The organism is Oceanobacillus sp. NCCP-135, from assembly GCF_059698015.1.
Window position 1 is genome coordinate 26049 of the sequence record NZ_BAAKSZ010000004.1, and the last position, 22389, is coordinate 48437.

21 protein-coding genes and 1 riboswitch are annotated in these 22389 nt (G+C 38.1%); of the genes, 5 read left to right on the plus strand and 16 right to left on the minus strand.

Annotated elements, in window-relative coordinates; genetic code table 11:
- Nucleotides 1-54: 54 nt before the first annotated feature.
- The 3 genes from AC6HVZ_RS03995 to AC6HVZ_RS04005 form a co-directional block, all read right to left on the minus strand.
- Nucleotides 55-243, minus strand: coding sequence for a hypothetical protein (locus tag AC6HVZ_RS03995; protein ID WP_497556849.1), 189 nt, complete (start codon nt 241-243; stop codon nt 55-57).
- An 8-nt stretch (nt 244-251) separates the two neighbouring features.
- Nucleotides 252-845, minus strand: a complete 594-nt coding sequence (locus AC6HVZ_RS04000; RefSeq protein WP_497556850.1) for a hypothetical protein — start codon at nt 843-845, stop codon at nt 252-254.
- Between the two features lie 306 nt (nt 846-1151).
- Nucleotides 1152-1733: a Uma2 family endonuclease gene (locus tag AC6HVZ_RS04005; RefSeq protein ID WP_497556851.1), complete on the minus strand. Its 582-nt coding sequence runs from the start codon at nt 1731-1733 to the stop codon at nt 1152-1154.
- A gap of 157 nt (nt 1734-1890) precedes the next feature.
- On the opposite strand from AC6HVZ_RS04005, the gene AC6HVZ_RS04010 reads away from it, so the two are divergent.
- Nucleotides 1891-2127, plus strand: coding sequence for a hypothetical protein (locus AC6HVZ_RS04010; protein WP_497556852.1), 237 nt, complete (start codon nt 1891-1893; stop codon nt 2125-2127).
- Between the two features lie 42 nt (nt 2128-2169).
- Here AC6HVZ_RS04010 and AC6HVZ_RS04015 read toward each other — a convergent pair whose 3' ends face one another.
- The 3 genes from AC6HVZ_RS04015 to AC6HVZ_RS04025 all read right to left on the minus strand — a co-directional run bounded on the left by AC6HVZ_RS04015 (nt 2170) and on the right by AC6HVZ_RS04025 (nt 6553).
- Nucleotides 2170-3303 carry a conserved virulence factor C family protein gene (locus tag AC6HVZ_RS04015; RefSeq protein ID WP_497556853.1) on the minus strand — a complete coding sequence of 378 codons (1134 nt, stop codon included), beginning with the start codon at nt 3301-3303 and terminating at the stop codon, nt 2170-2172.
- 479 nt (nt 3304-3782) lie between these two features.
- Nucleotides 3783-5894 carry an MMPL family transporter gene (locus tag AC6HVZ_RS04020; RefSeq protein ID WP_497556854.1) on the minus strand — a complete coding sequence of 704 codons (2112 nt, stop codon included), beginning with the start codon at nt 5892-5894 and terminating at the stop codon, nt 3783-3785.
- Between the two features lie 92 nt (nt 5895-5986).
- Nucleotides 5987-6553, minus strand: a complete 567-nt coding sequence (locus tag AC6HVZ_RS04025) for a TetR/AcrR family transcriptional regulator (RefSeq protein ID WP_497556855.1) — start codon at nt 6551-6553, stop codon at nt 5987-5989.
- Nucleotides 6554-6671: 118 nt separating this feature from the next.
- Nucleotides 6672-6856: riboswitch (cobalamin riboswitch) on the plus strand.
- A gap of 126 nt (nt 6857-6982) precedes the next feature.
- Here AC6HVZ_RS04025 and AC6HVZ_RS04030 point away from each other — a divergent pair.
- The gene (locus tag AC6HVZ_RS04030; protein WP_497556856.1) at nt 6983-7477 is read left to right on the plus strand and encodes an acyl-CoA thioesterase; all 495 of its coding nucleotides are present in this window, start codon (nt 6983-6985) and stop codon (nt 7475-7477) included.
- 105 nt (nt 7478-7582) lie between these two features.
- Here AC6HVZ_RS04030 and AC6HVZ_RS04035 read toward each other — a convergent pair whose 3' ends face one another.
- The gene (locus tag AC6HVZ_RS04035) at nt 7583-8497 is read right to left on the minus strand and encodes a DsbA family protein (RefSeq protein WP_497556857.1); all 915 of its coding nucleotides are present in this window, start codon (nt 8495-8497) and stop codon (nt 7583-7585) included.
- Entirely contained in the window at nt 8498-8836 is a 339-nt protein-coding gene (locus AC6HVZ_RS04040; protein WP_497557028.1) for a winged helix-turn-helix transcriptional regulator, read from the minus strand. It abuts the gene before it with no gap.
- A 140-nt stretch (nt 8837-8976) separates the two neighbouring features.
- Between AC6HVZ_RS04040 and AC6HVZ_RS04045 the strand changes: the two genes are divergently transcribed.
- On the plus strand, nt 8977-10389 hold the full coding sequence (locus AC6HVZ_RS04045) for a glycoside hydrolase family 18 protein (protein ID WP_497556858.1): 1413 nt from the start codon (nt 8977-8979) through the stop codon (nt 10387-10389).
- A 16-nt stretch (nt 10390-10405) separates the two neighbouring features.
- On the opposite strand, the gene AC6HVZ_RS04050 is transcribed toward AC6HVZ_RS04045, so the two are convergent.
- The 8 genes from AC6HVZ_RS04050 to AC6HVZ_RS04085 all read right to left on the minus strand — a co-directional run bounded on the left by AC6HVZ_RS04050 (nt 10406) and on the right by AC6HVZ_RS04085 (nt 20051).
- Nucleotides 10406-10849, minus strand: coding sequence for a YaiI/YqxD family protein (locus AC6HVZ_RS04050; RefSeq protein ID WP_497556859.1), 444 nt, complete (start codon nt 10847-10849; stop codon nt 10406-10408).
- Between the two features lie 31 nt (nt 10850-10880).
- Nucleotides 10881-11132, minus strand: coding sequence for a type II toxin-antitoxin system Phd/YefM family antitoxin (locus AC6HVZ_RS04055; RefSeq protein ID WP_497556860.1), 252 nt, complete (start codon nt 11130-11132; stop codon nt 10881-10883).
- A 282-nt stretch (nt 11133-11414) separates the two neighbouring features.
- Nucleotides 11415-12311: a nickel transporter permease gene (gene nikC / locus AC6HVZ_RS04060; protein ID WP_497556861.1), complete on the minus strand. Its 897-nt coding sequence runs from the start codon at nt 12309-12311 to the stop codon at nt 11415-11417.
- Nucleotides 12312-12326: 15 nt separating this feature from the next.
- On the minus strand, nt 12327-13331 hold the full coding sequence (locus AC6HVZ_RS04065; RefSeq protein ID WP_497556862.1) for an ABC transporter permease: 1005 nt from the start codon (nt 13329-13331) through the stop codon (nt 12327-12329).
- Between the two features lie 408 nt (nt 13332-13739).
- On the minus strand, nt 13740-15407 hold the full coding sequence (locus AC6HVZ_RS04070; RefSeq protein ID WP_497556863.1) for an ABC transporter substrate-binding protein: 1668 nt from the start codon (nt 15405-15407) through the stop codon (nt 13740-13742).
- Nucleotides 15408-15425: 18 nt separating this feature from the next.
- A complete protein-coding gene (locus AC6HVZ_RS04075; RefSeq protein WP_497556864.1) occupies nt 15426-16421 on the minus strand; it encodes an ABC transporter ATP-binding protein in 996 nt (331 codons plus the stop codon).
- On the minus strand, nt 16393-17415 hold the full coding sequence (locus tag AC6HVZ_RS04080) for an ABC transporter ATP-binding protein (RefSeq protein WP_497556865.1): 1023 nt from the start codon (nt 17413-17415) through the stop codon (nt 16393-16395). The genes AC6HVZ_RS04075 and AC6HVZ_RS04080 overlap by 29 nt, the downstream gene beginning before the upstream one ends.
- Before the next feature lie 1529 nt (nt 17416-18944).
- Complete coding sequence (locus tag AC6HVZ_RS04085; RefSeq protein ID WP_497556866.1) at nt 18945-20051, minus strand: M24 family metallopeptidase; 1107 nt, start codon at nt 20049-20051, stop codon at nt 18945-18947.
- A gap of 124 nt (nt 20052-20175) precedes the next feature.
- Here AC6HVZ_RS04085 and AC6HVZ_RS04090 point away from each other — a divergent pair, with 124 nt between their 5' ends.
- Together AC6HVZ_RS04090 and AC6HVZ_RS04095 are read left to right on the plus strand one after the other, a co-directional pair.
- Nucleotides 20176-21210, plus strand: coding sequence for a proline racemase family protein (locus AC6HVZ_RS04090; protein WP_497556867.1), 1035 nt, complete (start codon nt 20176-20178; stop codon nt 21208-21210).
- Nucleotides 21194-22165, plus strand: a complete 972-nt coding sequence (locus AC6HVZ_RS04095) for an ornithine cyclodeaminase family protein (protein ID WP_497556868.1) — start codon at nt 21194-21196, stop codon at nt 22163-22165. Before AC6HVZ_RS04090 ends, AC6HVZ_RS04095 begins: the two co-directional genes overlap by 17 nt.
- The last annotated feature ends 224 nt before the right edge of the window (nt 22166-22389 follow it).

Consider the following 22389-nt stretch of genomic DNA (forward strand, 5'->3'; position numbering starts at 1 on the left):
TCCTGAACGGGATTGATCTGCCATATAAAATCGATCGAAAATGCGATCGGCATCTTATTCAGTTAATGCATGTGTATCATTTTTAACCATTAGTCTAGCCAAGGGACCTTTTTCCTCAGGATTGATGATCATATCCCCATCTGAGTATGTAATGGCATTGGAAATCAAATTTTCAATCATTCCTTTTACGGCTGATTCATCAGAGTTAATGAATATATCGTTTTCTGGTGTATTTTCTGCCACTTAATAAGTCATACATTCAAGCAGATGCCATCCATAGCTGGAGAACCAATCATACTTATATTGTGTTGATCCGTTGTTTCTCTATTATAATCCATAAGCTTGCCCTGATACACTAATTCGAAGTTTTCTGCTGTCTGTAAGTCATGTGGTGTTACAAGTGAAAGCGGCTTATTGAAATCGATGCTGTTACTTTGCTTCAGTACGGATGCAACGAATTGGGAGCAGAAAAAGGCATTTTCTCTTTTTAGTTGCTTATTAAAAATAATCGCAAATAATCCGATTAGATTGTACCGATAGTTTTCTTTTAAAGATTCTATTCGCTTTATATAATTATTCATTTTATTGAACTCAGTTTCATTAACCGACCAACAGTAAACTGCACATGTTGCGTTTTTAAATAATCCTTCATTTATATTTTCACTAACAAATCCCCCAATAAACGGATTTCCTGACCTCTTTCTCCCAAAGCTGTAAACCTGTGATAAATTTTCATCAAAGGCTATGGATGCATGGTTATATGGTTTCCTTGTATATAGTTTTATTGTTTTTGTAAATAATGTACCTGTATCCGTTAATAGTACATATACCTTCTTTTCAGTCAAAACAAATCTCCCCTTGTCTTTCATGTAACTTCTTATCTCCAATATATAAATAAATCAATAAGAAATAGTTAAATGAACCTTAAGAAAGTCTTAAGATTGCATTTGAAATCACTTTTCTACTTTCATAATAATGAAGTTTGTTAGTTTATATAAGCAACCCAGGAAATATTTGGGTATAGGGCTGGAGGCGTATTTTTAACGGAGAACGTCTGGCAGCAAGTGAGAAAAAATGAAGAAAGTAGGATAGCAAGTTTCGGGATAATAAAAAAGCTGTTAAGTCTCATTAGAGATTTAACGGCCTTTAGCTTAGTCCAAAAAAGAAAAAATATCTTCTACTGAGAAGCTAATGTCCGGAAAGAGGGTGGAATGAAAAAGTTGATTTTCAAGGTCGAAAATCTCTTCTAAATGATAGGAATCTGAATGTAGTACATATTTTTCAATGTTCTTGTTGAGAGGGTCGATAATTAAATATTCTTTAACGCCAGCCTTTTCATAATAATTTCGTTTCAATAATCGATCGTTTCGAGCTGTGCTTGGGGATAAAACTTCAACGATAAGATCTGGAGCGCCATAGCATCTCTTATTGCGCAATTTATTTTTATCACATACAACAGAAATATCAGGGAGAACAGTTACATCTTTGTTTCCTTTTTTGTCATCTTTAAAAGAAAAGATAACTTGAAGATTACTCCCAAATACCTGGCAAGTCTTTCCTTTAAGTGCATTACTGAATTCTCCAATTAAATTAGCAACAACACCTTCGTGTTCATAAGAGGCAGGCGCCATAAAAACAGGAGATCCTTCATAGAGTTCCGCCCTTTCCTCTTCCTTTACGTAATCTAAGAATTCTTCCAGTGAATAGTATTTATTTTTCTCAAGCTGAGACATTAAATCTACTCCTTTCCAAGAATGTTCTTTATTAATATTTTAGCTAGTATTACACAAAGGTGCAAGAATATTTACAAAATATTTGAAGCGGTTTATCCAAAAGAGAATCCAATCATGTTAGAATTGAATAAAAATAGGAAAAGGGAAGGTGCTTTACATGGGGAAATGTAACATCGACCATTCGCGTGAAGATGTTGTGAAAAAGCTGAAGAGCCAGGAGGAATTTTTACCAGAAGAGTTAAACAAAAAAATACATCACTTTCTAGAGAAGGAACATTCCCAGGAAATATTAAACGAACTTTTCCATCTATTGAAGAAATATGATCTTGCCGAAAAATCGGAGCAAGAAAACAGGAATGAAAAATTTAGTGCACTTATTGGTGGAAGGCTATAAAGAAGACTCCCATTTTAAACAAATGGGAGACTTTAACATGTACTATTTCTGTTTCGTAGCCTGTGTCATTTGATGCCAAATGGATCCTTCTGCTTTTTTGCCACCTTCAATTCGGGCCAGGGCCATCTTCACCTGCATACGAACTTCAAATTCTGGATCATCCATCGCCTGTTGCAATGCAGGTATTGCTGTTTCATCTCCAATTTCATATAAAAACATGGCTGCACGCCAGCGTACGAGACGGTTTTTATCTGTTAATGTATGGATCATTTCAGGCATTGCTTCTTTAAATCCAAGATCTGATAGACAGTCACCAGCAGTGCGTCGAACGTTAACTGCTTTATCCTTCAATGCTTTATACAGATACGGCAGCGTTTCCGGTTCTTCGATCACTCCTAAATAGGCAGTGGCAAGCCTGCGAATCGAAGCTTTTTCGTCATCCAATGCTTTGTCCAAAACTGGAAAATCAGCTTCTGTTGGATCCATTCTGTCCAATGCTGCATAACGATCTTTCCAGTTAGGCTGATCCAGCATATTGAGTGTTACCTTTTTGCCTTTTCTTTTCTCTTCCACGGGTTCATTTGAAAAAGCAAGTTTTACTAGATCTGATAGACGATCAGAATCATAGGTTGCTGCCAATTCTTCCGCAACATCCTGGCCAATTTCTTGAACCTCCCCGTACCGAGGGCTTTGTTCCACCCATTTTCTTTCCATCAAATAGTTATCAGAGGCACCTGATGCTTCCATTACAGCGGTCATAAATCTCTCAGGAAGTCCGAAACGTTCTTCGTTCTCGCCTTCCTGTAATTTCACTTGTGTAGGAATGTTGCGAAACATTTGAATGAATACTTTCACTTCTCCAAATGCGTCTTCCATGTCAGTATTCTCACCGGAAAATAAATCAGTAGTTTCCACGGAAGAACCTAAAACATTCTTTACTTCAGGAAGGATTTCTTCCCAGGGAACCCGGGCATTACGTTCAAGGGCTATAAAATCTATTACACGATAAAGGCCTTTCACTCCATTAATTGCAAATAGATCTTTTATAAATTCAGGAGCAGTATCCAGATTATCATTCAGCTTATAATTTTCAGTTATTCCATCAGCTAATTGCTCATCAACATTGATTTTCATTGAATATGGGCTTGGTGTCGGTTCGATCGATATAATTTTCAATTTAGATTCCCCCTTCGACATAACACTATATAAATGTTAACAAAGAAATTAGGAATTATCTATTGAGGTGTGCTGGCGGGACCTCAGCTGGCTTTTGACATGTTAGCCTGCTTTCTTTATTAAATCCCTTTTTTCTTTAATCGGATCGACCTGTATAAATAAGATGGAATAGACTATTGTAAAGAATAATCCCTACAATGAAGCTTAATGTCCTTGGGTCGAATACTTCCAATAGATATGAAGTATTGGGTACCATTGTCTTCTAGCCGGGTTGCCATAAATGCTGAAGTTCACAGTAATAAGTAAGAAGTTCACAATGACATGATGAGAAGTTCACTAGAACATGGTCAGAAGTTCACAAAAAATTGGCTGAAGTTCACAAATTGATGGCAATTTATAACAATATTTCTAGAGGTTCGCAGTGGAATGGCTTCAAAAAGAAGAGCGTCCATACTAGCTAGACGCTCTTTCATTTAAACCTATTTACTTTCCTTGTTTTTACCAGCCTTATCCTTTTCAAACAAAACAAGTAACCCTGGTAACAATCCACCTCGAATCAGGAAGGTATCCAGTAAAATACCAACTGCAACAATGAAGCCAAAGACGAATAAAAACTCAATCGGCTGTGTCATCAGTACTGCAAAGGTTGCTGCCAGAATAAGTCCAGCAGAGGATATTACCCCTCCAGTATTGGCGACAGCAATTTCAACTGCCTGTTTGACAGGATGCTTTTGCCGTTCTTCCATAAACCGTGAAATTAGAATGATGTTATAATCAATTCCCAGAGCAACTAGGAAAACAAAAGCATACATCGGCACCCTGTTGCTTATGTTCTCGATATCAAAGAATAAATTGGTTAAGAACATCCCCAGTCCCAGTGCCGCAACATAGGAAACAAGAATGGTACCCATCATATATACAGGCATTCTAAATGACTTGGTCAGGAAAATCAGCATGACAAAGATTAATAGTGTTTCTATTGTTATTACAACAGCAAGATCCCGGTTATTGACAGATCTGTCATCTATTGCAGTAGCTGTTTCTCCAGCAAAGTAAAGCTTGCCACTAAGATTACTGTTATCTGCAATTTGCTCGGAATTATTCATGATTTCTTCAAGAGCATTCATTGTTTCATTTGAGTATGGACTCATATCAAATGTCATGCTGTAAGCAATAACCGTTTCATCCGCAGTAATTCCATCCATTCGAACATTGCTTACATGCTCCTGATCAGACAGGTCACTCATTAATTCATTTCTTTTTTCTTCACTGATAACTTCTTCTGATTCAAACAGGACGGTGGTTGGAGCTAAATCTCCAGCCTCAAACTTTTTCTCCAAAATTTCATAGCCCACACGAGAAGGCATATCATCAGGGAAGGACTTCAAATTATCAAATTCATAGCTTGTATTTAGTACGTTTGTTGCAGAAATAAGAAGCAAAATACCAATCATAGCAACCGCAGTGATTGGTTTTCCTGTTACAAAACGACCAACCTTACTCCAAAAGGAACTGGATTTAATATGCTGATCCCCAACACGTGGAATGATTGGCCAAAAAGACTTTCTGCCAAAAATCGTAAATAATGCAGGGACAAGTGTGACAGATGCAAGAATAACAACCGCCATTGTTGTTCCAAAAATGGGAGCAAAGTTTCTAGAGTCCTCATATTGGGCAAAGAACAAAACAAGCATTGCCGCTAAAACAGTTGCTCCTGAATAGAACACAGGAACTCCAACGCCTCTCATTGCAATCTTCATTGCATCATGTTTATTTTCACGGGTTTTCAGTTCTTCTCTATAACGTGAAAAAACAAATAAAGAATAATCAATCACAGCAGCAAATAATAATATACTCATGATGGACAAGGATTGGCTGCTTAATAGCACACCGCTTTTACCTACTAAACCGAGCAGCTGGTTCACTGCGCCATAAACAAATCCAGCTGCCAACAATGGGATTAATGCGAGTGCAGGTGACCTGTAAAGAACAATCAGCAGTACTAATATAATTCCTACCGTTGACAGGATAAGAACAAGGTCTGCACGAGAAAATAGATCATTTGTATCTGATGTTATTCCGGCCGGACCTGTAACATATAAGGAAAGGTCAGTTTGTTCCACTATATTATAAATTTGTTCCAATGAATCCTGAATATCAGTAGTCTCATAAGATGGATCAAAATTTAGTGGAACAATTGCAGTGGTGCCATCCTCAGAGAAAAATCCTGCAGTTGCTTGTGGGGGAAGTTCACTTAAAGGAACGATTGATTCGATTCCTTTTACATCTTCTTCACTAATACTTGAAACAATATCTGTTACATCCGACAGTTCAAGCTCATTTTCATCTGTTTGGAACACTAAAATTGCAGGAATCCCATCATTATTTTTAAAGTATTTGTCCACCTTATCTTGGGCAATAACAGATTGCGCATCTTCCGGCAGCGAATCAAGACTGGATACTTTATAATCCTTTGCACCTGGAGCAAATACCATTAATAACAGGATTGCAATAAGCCAGATGCTGACCGTAATCCACATACCTTTTTTAGATGTAACGCGATCGGTTATAAAATGCAGTAAATTTTTCATAGTTATTTCCCTTCTGTATGGGTTAGAAACAATAATGACACTTATGTCACCTTACAATTATCATTCAAAGTAACACAAGTGTCAATTAATTTTTATGTGAACATTCCGTGACTTATAATTTCTTTAATGGATACTGTCCATTCATGCTCTGGCACTCCAAAATGATTGGGAATATCAATTGTTTGGAAAATAAGTGCTAAGACTAGGCTGTCGGGAAGGCTTTGTTTTAACTTCTTTTCCTCTCTTCCTAACTCAACAAAACCCTGCAGATGCTTATACATATCCTGATGAAGCATTTCTAATTGCTCTTTATTTTTTCTGACATCTTCGGTAACTGTAGGAATATGAAAGGCTATACCACGAATCTGATGGATCTCACTATCTTCAAAGATAATATCGATTACGTAATTAAATTGTTCCTGAAAACCTTGGATTTCATCAATTCTTTGCAATTTAATCAGAAACTGTTCCATTTCATATACCATATATTCGGTAATTAATTCTTCTCTTTTCTTAAAGTATTTATAAATAGTCCCTCTAGAAACGTCTAATCGTTTGGCGACTTTGCTAAAGGTAAACCCATCATAACCATGATTGAGAAGGATCTCTTTCGTTGTTTTATATAAATCCTTTTTGGAAAATTTTCTTGCCCGTACCATCAAGCTCACCTCCGTTTTTATTATATGCTAAAATTGCCTTTAAACAAAAGTCCATGCGTTCCCGGGCTTACCTAAATGGAGAACGACAGTCTTGCATAAAAATGGTATACTAATTAAAATTGAATAGCTTGCCAATGGTGACTTATGATATAAGTTGAAAAGGGAAGTTGGTGAAATTCCAACGCGGTCCCGCCACTGTAATGAGGAGAGTTCTTTTACAGCCACTGTTTCAAAATAGAAATGGGAAGGGAAAAGAGCTTGATGATTCTAAGCCAGGATACCTGCCATTTGGAAGAACATTATAATCCTACGGGAGATAGGAGGATGTTGCGATCTAATGTTTTCATGATTTATGAAATTTATTTTATTGTGTTTTTTAACATCTTCTAATTAAGAGGGTGTTTTTTAATTTTCAGGAGGTATTTAGCAATGGAAAAAGTATCAATTCAAAGTTCAAAAACAATTCAAACCCGCCTGGTACTTCCGCCAGACACGAATCATTTAGATACGATTTTTGGCGGAAAAGTGCTTGCCTATATTGATGAAATTGCAGCATTAACAGCGATGAAGCATGCGAAGAGTGCAGTTGTTACAGCATCCATTGATTCGGTGGATTTCCTATCTTCTGCAAAGGTTGGAGATTCATTAATATTGGAGTCATTTGTGACGTATACAGGTACAAGTTCGATGGAAGTATATGTAAAGGTTACAGCCAATGATTTAATTAAAGATGTGGTGAAGCTAACGACAGAGTCTTTTCTCACAATGGTTGCTGTCAATGAAGAGGGAAGACCGGTTCCTGTTCCGAAGGTGTATCCTGAGACGGAAGAGGAAAGGCAATTACATATGACAGCCCCTTCGAGAAAAAGAAATCGAGAAAATCGAGCAGCTATAAGACAGAGGGGATTTTCTGAAATCAATTAGAAAACTTGGTATTCGCCAAGCCTTTATGGAGTTGTACTCATACAGTATGTTTTCTGGTAAAAAAAGAAGTATCCGCATGCATTTACAACGGATACTTCTTTCGGGTTATTTTTTTTCAATATAAGCTTCACCAAGGATTTCCTTCTGCTCGTAACTGTCAAACAAAAGCTTTTCTTGAACAAATGCTTCAACCTGACTTTCCTCAAGATCATACATTATTTCAATCTCCTTGGAAAATAACAGTCCCTCTTTTTCAAAAAGTGCTGGTAGTTCAGGACGAGTTTTTGGTTGGATTTCTGTATCACCCATAACCTGCTTCAGTCCATTAGCATAGTCCGGTAATGAACGCGCACCAACAATTTTAACGCCTTTATTTTCCTCGTTTACCATGATGATTGTCGGGAATCCTCTTGCACCAAGCTGGCCGGCAAGTGCAAAGTCCTGATTTAACAGATCCTGTCCGCTTGAGTGACTGGCTTCCTTCATTATCTCTTTTCCATCAAGGCCAAGTCCATTTACAATCTCCGTTAACACCTGTTCATCCCCGATGTTTCTGTTGAAGGCAAAAACAGCTTCCCTTGCTTTCCGTAGAAATACAGACGCAGTTTTTTCATCCTGTTTTTGAATAACTTTAAAAACGCGGGATGGCGGAAAGGAGGATTGAACCGGGTCATCATACCATAATGTCCCATCAATCGGCATGCGGGAATGTTCGCCCACTTCTCTCCAGTGTCCAGCAACGTCAGCAGGGCCACTAATTCCGTTTTGTACATCAGCAAAACCATCGCCCCATTTTTCCAGCAAGCCACCCATTACTGTTTTAAAGTTAAAATAATGACCATATTGTTCAATAAAGCGACGAAGTACAGGTTCGAGTGCCCAGCAATGTGAACAGATAGGATCCGTTACATAATAAAGATCAATCGTTTTTTTAGGATTTAGATCAATTATTTCCATTGTTTCGTCACCAGCTTCCCCGCAAATTCCTGTTTCCAGATCACAAATCATTTTACTATTCATTTAATTTTCCCCCTTCGATGAAATAACATCATTTAAATATTCCTGTGCCCATTCCTGAATCGGCTTCAGTGCATTTGCCAGGGCCTTGCCTTTTTCTGTGAGTTCATAGGAAATTGTAACAGCAGCTTCACTTGTTACTTGCTTATCTAATAATCCAAATTCAATAAGCTCAGTTAGTTTCAGTGAGAGTGATCTTGATGTTATACCAGTAAAATCTTTTTTTATTTCGGAAAAATGTGCACGGTTCTCCTTGCAAAGGGATAAGTAATGGATAATTTGGCCATTCCACTTTCTGCCTAATATTTGAAATGAAGATTCCATATATGGACAAATATTAATCACGAGCACCTCCAGTCATTATTAAATATATCAGATATAAAAAATATATCAAGTATAAAAATTATATTAAACTTATTATCACAGACAATAATTGGGTGAATATCATGAATTGTAACGATAGATCAATGGAGGGGAAAACTGTGCAAATCCATGTAGTAGAAAGTGGAGATACGCTATGGAGAATAGCAAATCTTTATTATACGGATATCAATCAGATCATATTAGTCAATCAGCTGGAAAATCCGGATGTGCTTGTTGTAGGGCAGGCACTTGTTATCCCTGAACTGGGTCAGGAATTCGTTGTTCAGCCAGGAGATAATTTATGGGCAATTGCCGGGAGGTTTGGGGTGACAGTAGAAAAACTGGCAGCAGCCAATAATATAACGAATCCGGCTTTAATATATGTAGGTCAGATGCTGCAATCACCTTATATGCAGCACACTGTACGACCAGGTGAAACACTTTGGCAGATAGCGGCGAATTTTGGAGTTACCACTAATCAGCTTATTCAGGTAAATACTATACCAAATCCGGCGATGATCTACGTGGGACAGATGATTCGAATACCAACGATGAATAAACCTATTACTGAGGTAAATGCGTTTACCACCCAGTTGGATGAAGCAGGGAGAGAGGAAGTACTTTTCTTAGGGAAAAATTTAACGTATCTAACACCATTCACCTACAGTATCCGAACAGATGGTTCCATTACTGATTTGGCGGATTCGCTGGTATTAGATGCTGCTCAGGCAACGAATGTGGCACCCCTGCTTGTTCTGACCAATTTTGTTGAGGGAAGTTTCGATTCAGATATTGTTGCAGCTGTTTTACGAGATGCGGATTTACAGGAAACATTGATAACCAATTTATTGAACACAATGCGAGAAAAGGGCTATGCAGGTATCAATTTTGATTTTGAATATGTTTATCCAGAGGATCGTGAAAACTATAATAATTTCCTTAGGCGGGTTGTTGCTAGATTACATCCAGAAGGATACATTGTTTCCACAGCCCTTGCGCCTAAAATAAGTGCTGATCAGCAGGGACTACTTTATGAAGCACATGATTATCAGGCACATGGTGAAATAGTTGATTTTGTTGTGCCCATGACATATGAATGGGGCTGGGCTGGTGGCGAACCTTGGGCGATTGCACCAATTAATGAGGTGCGAAGGGTTCTGGATTATGCTGTGACAGTGATTTCACGGGATAAAATAATGATGGGAATTCCGCTTTATGGTCGAGATTGGAGAATACCTTGGGAAGAAGGCACTACCGCTCGTACCGTAAGTCCTCAGGAAGCAGTGAATTTGGCTGCCCAATATGGTGCTGCCATACAATACGATGAAACCTATCAATCGCCATTCTTCCGTTACACAGATGAAACCGGACAGCAGCATGAAGTCTGGTTTGAAGATGCCAGAAGCATGCAGGCTAAGTATGATACGGTGAAGGAATATGGACTCAGGGGCGTAAGTTATTGGGTTTTAGGCAGTCCTTTTCCGCAAAACTGGCCTGTGCTGCAGGATAATTTTACTGTGCGAAAGTATTAATCATCACGGTGAGTTTTTATAGGTGCTCAAGTTTTTCCTTAAAAAGCTCACCGAATTTCTTCTTATCTTCCTCTGTAAAAGGCTTCGGTCCTTTCGTTCGCTTTCCGCTTTTCCTTGCCATCGCACTGGCGTATCGGGACTGCAAAAGCTGATCGATATTATCATTCGTATAAGTAAAACCTTTATGATGAAGTACCGTGCAACCCTTTGCCAAACCTAATGATGCAAGCCCATAATCCTGTGTCACAATTAGATCTCCCTTTTGAGCAAGCTTCATAATTCGATAATCCGCTGCTTCAGCACCTGTATCAACATAGATCGTTTCAACGCCAGGTGGTTGTTCTTCATTGGAGAAATGAGAAAAGCTGGTAACGAGAATGACAGGGATTTCTGCAATTGCAGCTTCTGAAATAATAATATTTTTTACTGGACAAGCATCTGCATCAACGTAAATTTTCATTATCATTTGCAAACCCTTCTTAAATGGTTATTTATTGCATATCCCAATCAATATCACCCAAACCCTCTGTTTCTTCACTTTCAAAGTGTTTAATTCTATCAAGAACCCCAACGCTTTGTAAATAAAGTGTTTCCTGCATGGCATTCCAGTCTTTTTTGCTAACAAGAACAGCGCCATCATCATTTTTTGCGCTAGTTATTTCAATCGGTATATTATCGTCATTAACTTGTTTAATCAATTGGTAAAGGTTTTTTCTTGCATTTGTTGGGGTGAAACTTAACATGACAATCCCCCCTAATTCAATCGGGAGATGAATCGCTTTTTCTTTCTATCTTATACGCAAATTAAAATTGATGAAGTAAAGGAATTTGATTGGGCTATCGCACTATATCCATTTTCAAGTGTGATTCCTAATTTGGAAAACTCCTAACGACAGGTAAATCTGAAAAAGCGTGATCTCCTTGTCGTTAGGATAGATAAATCTCAGTGTAGGCTATTCATAATAAAATGAATCACATTGTATGTAATCTCCAATAATTGAGTTCCACATAATGAAAGAGTTTAGTTAGCTTTTCATCTTAGGATCCATTGCATCACGCAATCCATCCCCCATTAGGTTGAATCCGAGCACGGTTAGCATGATTGCAAGTCCAGGGAAAATCATTGTCCATGGAGCAGATTTTAAGTAGTCTTTGGAGTCTGCAAGCATCTTACCCCATTCAGGATCAGGCGGCTGTGCACCTAATCCTAAGAAACCAAGTGCTGCTGCTTCAAGAATTGCTGTTGCAATCGCAAGGGTTCCTTGAACAATCACAGGTGCCATTGAATTTGGTAAAATATGGGAGAACAATATTCGGATATCACGCATCCCTATTCCTTTTGCTGCAGAAATATATTCATCTTCTTTAATACTAAGCACCTTTGATCTAATTAGCCTTCCGAAATTAGGCACATTGATAATGGCAATTGCAATAAGTGCGTTTCTAAGGGATGGTCCAAGTACGGCAACAATCGCAATCGCAAGTAAAATGGATGGAAAGGCAAGCATAATATCGAAAAATCGCGAAATAATCGTATCAACCCATCTTCCATAATACCCTGCAATAATCCCTAATATACTACCAACGATGACAGAACCAATAACAGCAGAAAACCCTACCCATAGGGAAATTCGAGCACCGTAGATAATACGGGACAAGATATCACGGCCGAAATCATCTGTTCCCAGCCAATATTCAGCAGAAGGAGGTAATAATCTATCAGCTGTATTTTGCGCATTAATCCCTTCCTTTGCAATCCACGGTGCAAAGATTGCCAGTAAAATAAAGAAAAGGACAATACAAAAGCCAACGACGGCAATTTTATTCTTTTTAAACTCATACCAAGCTTCTCGCCAAGGACCTTGAGTTTGCTTTGGGTCTGTTGTTTCTAACTCGCCTATATTTTTGGCTGGATTTGACATACAGATTCCACCACCTTAATCATATTTAATTCTTGGATCAATAAAGCTGTATAACAAGTCAACAATTAAATTAATCATGACAAAGATAAAGGCAACAACTAATATACCTGACTGGATTACTGGATAATCTCGGAATCCGATGGCGTCATAAATATAACGTCCGATACCAGGCCAAGCAAAGATCGTTTCCGTTAAAATCGCTCCACCTAAAAGCAAACCTAATTGTAGGCCAATAATCGTTAATACGGGGATAAAGGCATTCTTCAATGCATGTTTATAAATAACGAAAAACATTTTCTGTCCTTTTGCCCTTGCAGTCCTGATATAGTCAGAACGCATTACTTCCAACATGCTTGATCTAGTCATTCGAGCAATGATTGCCATTGGAATGGTAGCCAGGGAAAGTCCTGGCAGGATTAAATGTCTAATGACTTCCTTTAATTGCCCCCATTCACCTTGTATGATGGTATCGATGATGTAAAAGTTTGTGATGGCATTGACGGGATCACGAACTGATTCTCTCCCGGTTGTCGGCAACCAATTCAATTCTAAAGCAAATCCCCATTGTCCTAATAGACCAAGCCAAAAAATAGGCATGGAAACACCAACAAGTGCGAGTATCATTGCACTATAATCAAACCATGAATTTTGAAACCATGCGGAAACAATTCCTGCGTTAATTCCGATGAAGATTGCGATAATCATCGCAAAAACTGCAAGTTCAACAGTAGCTGCGAGATACGGCCAAATTTCTTCTGCAACAGGTGCATGGGTTCTAAATGATTCTCCCAAATCCCCTGTAAAAATCCCTGTTAAATAATCAAAGTATTGAGTATACCAGGGTTTATCCAATCCGAGTTTTTCAGTTAAGGCCTGTACCGCTTCCTCTGTTGCTTGTTGTCCTAGAATGACTTGTGCGGGATTTCCAGGGATTGCCCGGATCAGCATCGAGACAATGAAAGTCATTCCCAGTAATACAGGGATTAACTGAAATATTCTTTTTATCGTGTAGTTGAGCATGTTGATTCACCTCTCCAACTATATGTATTGCTCCAGCATTTATATATTTTGTTAGAAAAGATATAGATTAATCGTTTCTTATCGTATCAGTACAACTATGATATTCATTTAACCTGTTAGGATAAGTAAAAGTAGCTTATGTGTTTACACTGACAGGAAAGTAAAACTTTTTAAGGAAATCAGTATAAGTGTAGGCTCCTGTGCTTTCGCCATCTAAGGCTTGCACTCCAAAGTATAAGTGTTTCTAAGAAAGCAACAAACACTTTCAAAGAATCCCTTTAACGATAAGCCAAGTTTTCTAAAAAGGAAAAAGGGAGAAATCTGAGAGTTGATTTCTCCCCCTAGCTTATATTTTCTATATAGGTCTTTCGTTTGAAGAAAGCAGTTGTAAACTTTCTTCCAATATGATTACTCTCTGTCTACTTCAACATTTGATAATAGATCAGATCCTGTTGGATGCGGAACTAAGCCAGATAGTCCTTCGACTGCACCAAGTAATGGTGTAGAGTGTGCAATTGGTACCCATGGTGCTTCTTCATTAATTATTTCTTGTGTTTCTTTATAAAGCTCGTTACGCTCTGACTGATCAGTTACTGTCTGTGCTTCAATGAATAAATCATGCATTGTATCATTCTTGAAGTACGTATAGTTGTTACTTCCAATATTGTCTTCATCTAAAAGTACGTATAGGAAGTTATCGGGATCTCCATTATCACCAGTCCAACCAAGAAGGAATGCGTCTGCATCACCTTTGCTGGCAAGGTCTAAATAAGTTGCCCACTCATGAGAAACAATTTCGGCTGTTATACCAATGTCTGCCAAATTCTTCTGCATAAGTTCTGCTACTTTTTGGCCGTCTGGCATATATGGGCGTGGTACAGGCATTGCCCATAATTCCATTTCAAATCCATCCCCATAACCCGCTTCTTCTAATAATTCTTTTGCTTTCTCGGGATTATATTCATATCCTTCAATTTCGTCATTATACCCCTCGATGGAAGGCGGCATCGGGTTAACTGCAGGTGTTGCATAACCTTCAAAAAACGTATCGATAATAGCTTGTTTATCGATGGCATAGTTCATTGCCTGGCGTACTAGTTTATTATCAAATGGTTCACGTGTAACAGTTAATCCTAGATATCCAACATTCATAGATGGACGTTCAATTAATTGTAAGTCAGCACTGTCTTCAATTGCAGTTGCATCTGATGGATTAATTCCATCAACAAGGTCAACTTCACCAGCTAATAATGCATTCAGTCTTGCAGAGTTATCTGGAATAGAACGGAAAACAACTTTATCCATCTTAGGTAATCCATCTACCCAGTAGTCATCATAGCGCTCAACAGTAATGGAATCATTTGGTTTCCATTCCACAAATTTGAATGGCCCAGTACCTACTGGATTTCTTTCAAAATCATCATCCCCATGTTCTTCAATTGCAGTGGGACTTGCAATTGCAAACATATCCATTGCAAGGTTCTTTAGGAATGGAGCTTGTGGTCGCTTAAGTTTAAATACAACGGTATAGTCATCTTCTGCCGTAACAGATTCAATAACATGACCTTCATCCCCTTCAAATCCGCCAAACATGGAATTATAGTATGGGAACGTATCTGCATCTCCAGCTGCCCAGCGTTCAAAGTTTTTCACAACAGCATCAGCATTAAAATCTGTGCCATCATGGAAAGTAACTCCTTCTTCTAAAAAGAAAGTGTACGTTAAACTATCCTCAGAAATTTCCCAGTCATGGGCTAACTTTGGCACAATCTCTGTACCACCTTCTTCAAAGGTAACAATTGATTCATATATGTTCTTTGTGACTTTGAATGTTTCCCCTTCTGTTGTTCTAGACGGATCAAGTGATGTAGAATCACCACCACGACCAAATACTAATATTCCCCCACTTTCCCCATCTGATGAAGCTTCTTCTGCACTTTCTCCTCCATCACTATCATTCGCATCATCGCTTGCACTATCTGCACTATCATCATCGCCACCTGAGCATGCAGCAAGAACTAATGCAACAAAGAGAAGAAGCATCATTAATAATGATTTGGTATTCTTCAACTTCATGTTAACTCCCCCTTAATTTTATATATCATTGCTGATTGCCTCATTATATAAGTGACAAGCAGCATAATGACCTGGTTTATGTTCCTTTAATTCAGGAACGGCTTTTGTACAGATATCCATTTTAAATGGACATCTGGTGTGAAAGGAACATCCTGTAGGTGGATTTGCTGGACTCGGCATATCCCCTTCCAGTACAATCCCATCTTTATCTTCATGATGTGGATCTGGAATTGGCACCGCAGATAAAAGTGCCTGTGTATAAGGATGCATCGGATTTTGATGTAATTCATCACTATCAGTTATTTCAACAATTTTACCTAAATACATAACTGCAATTCGGTCACTAATATGACGAACTACCCCTAAGTCATGAGCAATAAAAATATAGGTTAAATTAAAATCTTTTTGTAAATCCTGCATCAAATTCAGTACTTGTGCCTGAATAGACACATCGAGTGCTGAAACAGGTTCATCTGCAATAATTAATTTCGGATTTGTCATTAATGCTCTAGCGATACCTATCCGCTGTCTTTGCCCACCACTAAATTGGTGTGGGTAGCGCTTGGCATGAAAAGCATTTAGCCCAACAATTTCAAGAAATTCATAAATTTTTTCTTTTCGTTTTTTGGCATCATTCATTCCATGCACGATTAAAGGCTCTGCAAGAATCTTTTCAATGGTATGTCGCGGATTAAGTGATGCATAAGGATCCTGAAAGACCATTTGTATATTGCGTCTGACTTTCCGCATGTCATTAGCGGATAATTTAGTTATATCTTGCCCATCAAAACTCACTTTTCCTTCTGTTGGTTCCAATAACCTGACTAATGTTCGGCCTGTTGTCGATTTACCACAGCCGGACTCCCCAACAATTCCGAGTGTTTCTCCTTCTTTTACATAGAATGAAACATCGTTTACTGCCTTTAGAGTTCCAACTGTCTTACTGAAAAGTCCCTTTTTAATTGGGAAATGTTTTTTAAGTCCTTCAACTTCTAGTAAGTAGTGTTTCGTCATGTTCAGTTGCCCCTTCTTTGTCATATAAAAAACATCTTGCCTTTTGATCATCAGAAGTTTGATAGAATTCCGGGTTTTCAGTAAAACAACGATCAAAAACAAATTTACAGCGGTCAGCAAAGCGGCACCCTTTATGTATGGAACCAGGAAGCGGCACATTTCCTTCGATAGAACGGAGTCGATCCTGTTTTTCCCGGATATCTGGCACTGATTGAATTAACCCTTGTGTATACGGATGTTTTGGTGAATCAAATAGTTTATCAACGGGCGCCTCTTCAATAACCTGACCAGAATACATGACAATCACACGTTCACAGGTTTTAGCGACTACTCCTAGATCATGTGTAATCAATAATACAGCTGTATTTAAACGATCATTTAATTCTTTGATTAGTTTTAGAATTTGTGATTGGGTTGTCACATCTAGTGCAGTAGTCGGTTCATCTGCAATAAGTACTTTTGGGTCACAAATCAGTGCCATAGCAATCATTACTCTTTGACGCATGCCACCAGATAATTGGTGTGGGTATTCATCCATTAAATCCTTAGCACGGGGAAGCCTGACAAGTTCCAGCATTTCAATACATCTGTTTTTTGCATATTTTTTTCCTTTCTTTTTATGATGAATTAATACGGCCTCCATCATTTGATGTCCGATTGTAAACAATGGGTTTAATGATGTCATCGGTTCCTGAAAGATCATTGCAATATCATTACCACGGACTTGTCGCATTTCCCGTTCAGATAAATCCAGTAAATTTTCACCTTCAAAGTGGATATCCCCGCCGACTACTTTACCAGGAGGGTTTGGGACTAGTCCCATGATAGAAAGAGACGTAACGCTTTTGCCGCAACCCGACTCTCCAACAATCCCGAGTACCTCTCCATCATGTACATGGAAACTGACATGATCCACCGCAGGGATATCTCCTGAATCTGTAAAAAAAGTAGTTTGTAAATCATTCACTTTTAATGTGATTTTATTATTTTCCATTGCGTCATCCCTTTTTTCTGACTATACTTTCTATTTTAAATTATACTGCTAGTTGTAATAAATGCAATAGTTTTTTATGCCGCCTTTTACATAAAACGGTTATGAAGTGCATTCAAATAGAGCTGAATATGGTTTTGGGAAAAATGACTGTAAAATAGGTATCAGTGATTCAGGAATATCTTCAAAAATATGTTTTGGCATGGCATATGGTCAAATTCCACCGTTAGGTTAATAAGAGATGGAGTGACTTCAAGATATGTTATTTCCAGTTTTTTTATCGTAATGATACAAAAGTATAAAATTTACTAGTATTTTTGCCGAAATCAGGCAACGTTGAGAAAGGTTTATGAAGTTGAGAGAAGTGTGCAATAAGTTGAGAGATAAGCCTATGAAGTTGGGAGATGTATGCAATAAGTTGAGAAGTAAGCCTATAAAGTTGAGAGATAATTGTAAATTCCCTTGTTTTCTCTCAATTTTTACTTAATTTCTCAACTTTCGCACCAATAAAATAAGCTCAAACAGTTAACTTTAATCAACCCAAAATGTTTCTAATTGTTGGCTTGACAATCTTGATAAACATAAAAGATCGTTGTACACACAAGTATAAAATGTGCAATTACTGCCGCATTTGATTTCCGCTGCGGGCAGTTGCTTTCCGCGGGCACGGCCTCAGCCTCCTCGGAAGAAAACCACTTCCTGCGGGGTCTTCAGACTCGTGCTTTTCCCGCAGGAGTCAACTGCCCTCCGCTCCAATCAAATGCTGGTACAGTGCAACATCGATTGTTAAGCATTGCATTACAGTGAATACGAAAGAAAAAATTAAAAATCAGCGGAGGAAATACATGGAGACTCCTGTGGGAGCAGAGGCCTGGATGAGACCCCACAGAGCGTTAGCTCGAGGAGGCTCATCAGCCGCCCACGGAAAGCGACATGTATTTCCTCAGCGGCATTATAGCACATTTCTGCCTTCTAACTTGTTACACATCTTATAGCAATTACTAACCGTTAAACCAAAGTCAACTCGAGTAGTGTATTTTCAGCCTTCCTTATTCCTTCAAGACTTATGTGTTAATTTTACGCTGCGAAAGTTGAGTTAATTTCTTTCAACTTTGCCGTTTTATCTCTCAACTTTCACCTCTAATTAGAATGACCATTTCTATATCACTTCATCATTTGTAGCTAACGCTCTCGATCCCATTCTTAACGTATATTAAGTGTATTAATTAATGTTCTTTTTTTAGTAATATGTGATTTCCGTAGTATAGTGGGTACGAAGCTTTTAAGGAAGTGGTTTCTGCTAATAAAGGAGACTGAAGCCATGCCCGATTAAAAGAGGTGATCGTAGTGGAAAAGCAAGTCAACTAGAATCATCATTGTGTCATCTTCACCATACTTTTTGAACAATTAAAAAAACGTTTATCCACACTAGTGCATAAACGTTTTTTAAATAGTAATTATCCCTAATATCGAATCTGCTTCCCCTTTATGGCAAGGTATTAAACGTTTTATTGTTGTGCAATGTACTTACTTCATAAGATCTGCAATTCGCTAGGGAACGAAGTCAATACTTCAGCTTCACCATCCTCATTAATGTAAACTTCATCTTCAATACGAACCCCGCCATAATCAGGTATGTATATCCCAGGCTCGATTGTAAATAGTAAGCCATTTTCAGCTAGTTGATCATTATTTTCGTGGATGGATGGCTCTTCATGTACTTCGATACCAAGGCCGTGCCCGACACGATTGTTAAAATAGGCCCCATAGCCATTTCTGTTTATAACATTCCTTGCTTCGATATCAAATGTTTTGAGTGGGACTTCTGCCTTTACAGCATTAACGCCAGCCTGATTAGATTCAAGCACAATGTTATAGATTTCTTTCTGTTTATCTGACGCTTCTCCAATAATAAAAGTCCTGGTAATATCTGAACAATATCCTTCTCTTGTTATGACACCAAAATCAATTAATAAAAAGTCACCATTTTTAAATGCACGTTCTCCAGGAGTTCCATGGGGCAATGCAGCCTTTTCACCGGCTAGGACAATGGTTGAAAAAGCTGGACCAACTGCACCGAATTTCTTCATTAAGTACTCTAGTTCTGCAGCTAATTCTGACTCAGTCATGCCTACATGAACTTTTTTAATCCCCTCTGTCAGCACTTTCTCAATAATATCCACAGCTTGTTGTAAATATATAATTTCATTTCTTGATTTTTTAAGTCGTTGCTTATTGATAGCTGGTTGAATGTCATCATACGAAGCGTCTGGGAAGACCGCTTGTAATTGATTATGCCGGAAAATGCTGACCACATTCATCTCCAAACCGATACGCTTCACATTTGAACCAAGCTCGTTTTTAAGTTTGGCAAATGGACTCTCTTCATCAGAAATTGAAATGATATTTTTCACAAATGAATCGGTATCAGCTATTTCTTTGTCCAATGCCGGAACAAACAAAGTAAATTCCTTGCTGCGATTATCAATGATTAATGCCATAAAACGTTCATGTGGATCCGAATTGAACCCAGTAAAGTAGAAAACGTTTGCTGGTGAAGTGATCATTCCGATATCAATATTATTTTCGTTTAGGTAATCTAGTAGATTTTTTAGTCTTCTTTCATAGTTGATAGTCATCGTTTAAACCTCCTTTTCGTTTCTTATCTAAATCTATATGCAATAATTGTGCCGATTTAAATAATTTAAAATTGTGGCATAGAAGTTGCAGTATCATAAAAAGATAGAGTGAGGAGGGGAGATTATGAATTTTAATAAACTAATTTCTACAGTTGATTTACATGTTGCTGGGGAGCCATTAAGAATTATAACCGGGGGACTTCCAGAAATAAAAGGGGAAACACAACCGGAAAGAAGAGCCTACTGTATGGAAAACCTGGATCACATCCGTAAAACTCTGATGCATGAACCAAGAGGACACCATGGTATGTATGGCTGCATTATAACGCCACCAGCCAGGAAAGAAGCAGATTTTGGCGTGCTTTTTATGCATAATGAGGGCTGGAGTACGATGTGTGGTCATGGAATTATTGCTGTGATTACAATGGGAATTGAAACAGGCAAATTTGAAGTAAAAGATAATGAGCGCAGGTTTATTATTGATAGTCCGGCAGGGGAAGTAGTTGCATATGCAACATGCAACGGTCAGGAAGTAATCGAAGTAGCTTTTGAAAATGTACCCTCTTTTATATATAAGCGGGATTACCCTGTGAAAATTGACGACAAGGAATTCACTGTTGACATCGCATTTGGTGGAGCATTTTATGCGATTTTAGATAGTAAGGTATTGAATTTAAAAGTAAATCACAAATGTTTACCAGACCTGCAGGATTGGGGTAGGAAAATAAAATACTATATAGAAGAAAATATAAATGTTCAGCACCCACATCAAGCTGATTTAAAGGATATTTATGGTGTGATATTTTCAGATGATCCTCAAACGGAACATGCCAATTTACGAAATGTAACCATTTTCGCAGACCGGCAGATTGACCGATCACCATGTGGTACCGGAACAAGTGCGAGGGTTGCCACACTATATGATAGAGGAATATTGAAGGAAGGGGATCCCTTTTCACATGAAAGCATCACAAATGGTGTATTTCAAAGTGAGATTTTATCACATACAAAAGTTGGGGATTTTCATGCCGTTGTACCAAGGGTCTCCGGCACAGCACTGATAACTGGTTTTCATCAGTTTGTAGTAGATGTAAGGGATGAATTGCCAGAAGGGTTTTTGTTGGAGGAGGTGGAAGACAAAAGTGCTTGTCATAAGTAAGGAAGAGCAAAAAAGTTTAATCGATATGAAAGAGGTTATATCCTATGTAGAAAAAGCACTCATTGCTTTTTCTAATGATGAGACACAAACACCTATACGTACAGCACTGCTTTTTAATGAAGAAAAAAATACTGCTTTATTTATGCCATCTGTTTCAGATAAACTAAAAAGCCTTGGGATAAAAGTTGTAAATGTTGTACCTGAGAATAAATTAAGAAATAAAAAAACAATTAATGGCACCGTTATGCTATTTGATGTAAAAACAGGAGTACCAAAAGCGTTATTGGAAGCTTCCTTTATCACACAGATTCGCACAGGGGCACTCTCAGGAGTTGCAACGAAGTATTTAGCAAGAAAAGAAGCCAAAGTTCTTGGGATAATTGGAACAGGAGAACAAGCTATAGGTCTATGTAAAGCTATTTGTACAGTGCGGGAAATCGAACAAGTAATCCTTTATAATCGCACTCAGGATAAAGCAAAGGAGTTTGCTAGCTATATTGAAAAAAAGTATGGAATAGTAGCGGAGGTTGTATCAAATGCAAATAAAGTGGTTGATCAATCGGACATCCTTGTAACAGCAACAAATGCCAAAGATCCAGTTTATTCTACTGACTTAAAGAAAGGAATGCACGTTAACGCTGTTGGATCATTCCGACCAAGCATGCAAGAGATTCCTTCGAGTTCGATTGCTAATGCTGATAAGGTCATTGTTGAATCAAAAGAAGCTGCCATAGAAGAAACAGGAGATTTGCAAAAGCCAGTTAAAGGGGGGTTTTCTAAAGAAAAATTAATAGAAATTGGTGATATATTAAGAGGTTTTCAGGAAGGCCGCGTTAATGAAGAAGAAATTACTATTTTTAAATCTGTGGGTTTGGCGGTTGTAGATATTGTGGTTGGACAGTACGTTTTGGAGAAGGCAATAAAAAGAGGGTTAGGTAGAGAAGTTAGTTTGTAATAGGTTCTGATGTATTAGTTTTTTGAATAACTCCAGATTAAGCCCCACGCAGGTGCGTGGGAGAACCTAAAAGGAAGTGCCTTTAAGCACGATAAAAAAGTCTTCCTCTGCTATAATGACTTTTACACAATAAAAAGCCTTTACAATGTAAAGTACAGAATTCCTGTCCAAATCCTGTAGCAAACGACATCCGATATGGACGAGAATACTGAAATCATTATTTT

Bases quoted from the DNA above. Each gene is read 5' to 3' on its own strand.
- AC6HVZ_RS04065 (WP_497556862.1), bottom strand. From the start codon at position 13,331: ATGCTCAACTACACGATAAAAAGAATATTTCAGTTAATCCCTGTATTA.
- nikC (WP_497556861.1), bottom strand. From the start codon at position 12,311: ATGTCAAATCCAGCCAAAAATATAGGCGAGTTAGAAACAACAGACCCA.
- AC6HVZ_RS04080 (WP_497556865.1), bottom strand. From the start codon at position 17,415: ATGGAAAATAATAAAATCACATTAAAAGTGAATGATTTACAAACTACT.
- AC6HVZ_RS04085 (WP_497556866.1), bottom strand. From the start codon at position 20,051: ATGACTATCAACTATGAAAGAAGACTAAAAAATCTACTAGATTACCTA.
- AC6HVZ_RS04025 (WP_497556855.1), bottom strand. From the start codon at position 6,553: ATGGTACGGGCAAGAAAATTTTCCAAAAAGGATTTATATAAAACAACG.
- AC6HVZ_RS04020 (WP_497556854.1), bottom strand. From the start codon at position 5,894: ATGAAAAATTTACTGCATTTTATAACCGATCGCGTTACATCTAAAAAA.
- AC6HVZ_RS04050 (WP_497556859.1), bottom strand. From the start codon at position 10,849: ATGAAAATTTACGTTGATGCAGATGCTTGTCCAGTAAAAAATATTATT.
- AC6HVZ_RS04070 (WP_497556863.1), bottom strand. From the start codon at position 15,407: ATGAAGTTGAAGAATACCAAATCATTATTAATGATGCTTCTTCTCTTT.
- AC6HVZ_RS04010 (WP_497556852.1), top strand. From the start codon at position 1,891: ATGGGGAAATGTAACATCGACCATTCGCGTGAAGATGTTGTGAAAAAG.
- AC6HVZ_RS04090 (WP_497556867.1), top strand. From the start codon at position 20,176: ATGAATTTTAATAAACTAATTTCTACAGTTGATTTACATGTTGCTGGG.
- AC6HVZ_RS04055 (WP_497556860.1), bottom strand. From the start codon at position 11,132: ATGTTAAGTTTCACCCCAACAAATGCAAGAAAAAACCTTTACCAATTG.
- AC6HVZ_RS04035 (WP_497556857.1), bottom strand. From the start codon at position 8,497: ATGAATAGTAAAATGATTTGTGATCTGGAAACAGGAATTTGCGGGGAA.
- AC6HVZ_RS04075 (WP_497556864.1), bottom strand. From the start codon at position 16,421: ATGACGAAACACTACTTACTAGAAGTTGAAGGACTTAAAAAACATTTC.
- AC6HVZ_RS04030 (WP_497556856.1), top strand. From the start codon at position 6,983: ATGGAAAAAGTATCAATTCAAAGTTCAAAAACAATTCAAACCCGCCTG.
- AC6HVZ_RS04005 (WP_497556851.1), bottom strand. From the start codon at position 1,733: ATGTCTCAGCTTGAGAAAAATAAATACTATTCACTGGAAGAATTCTTA.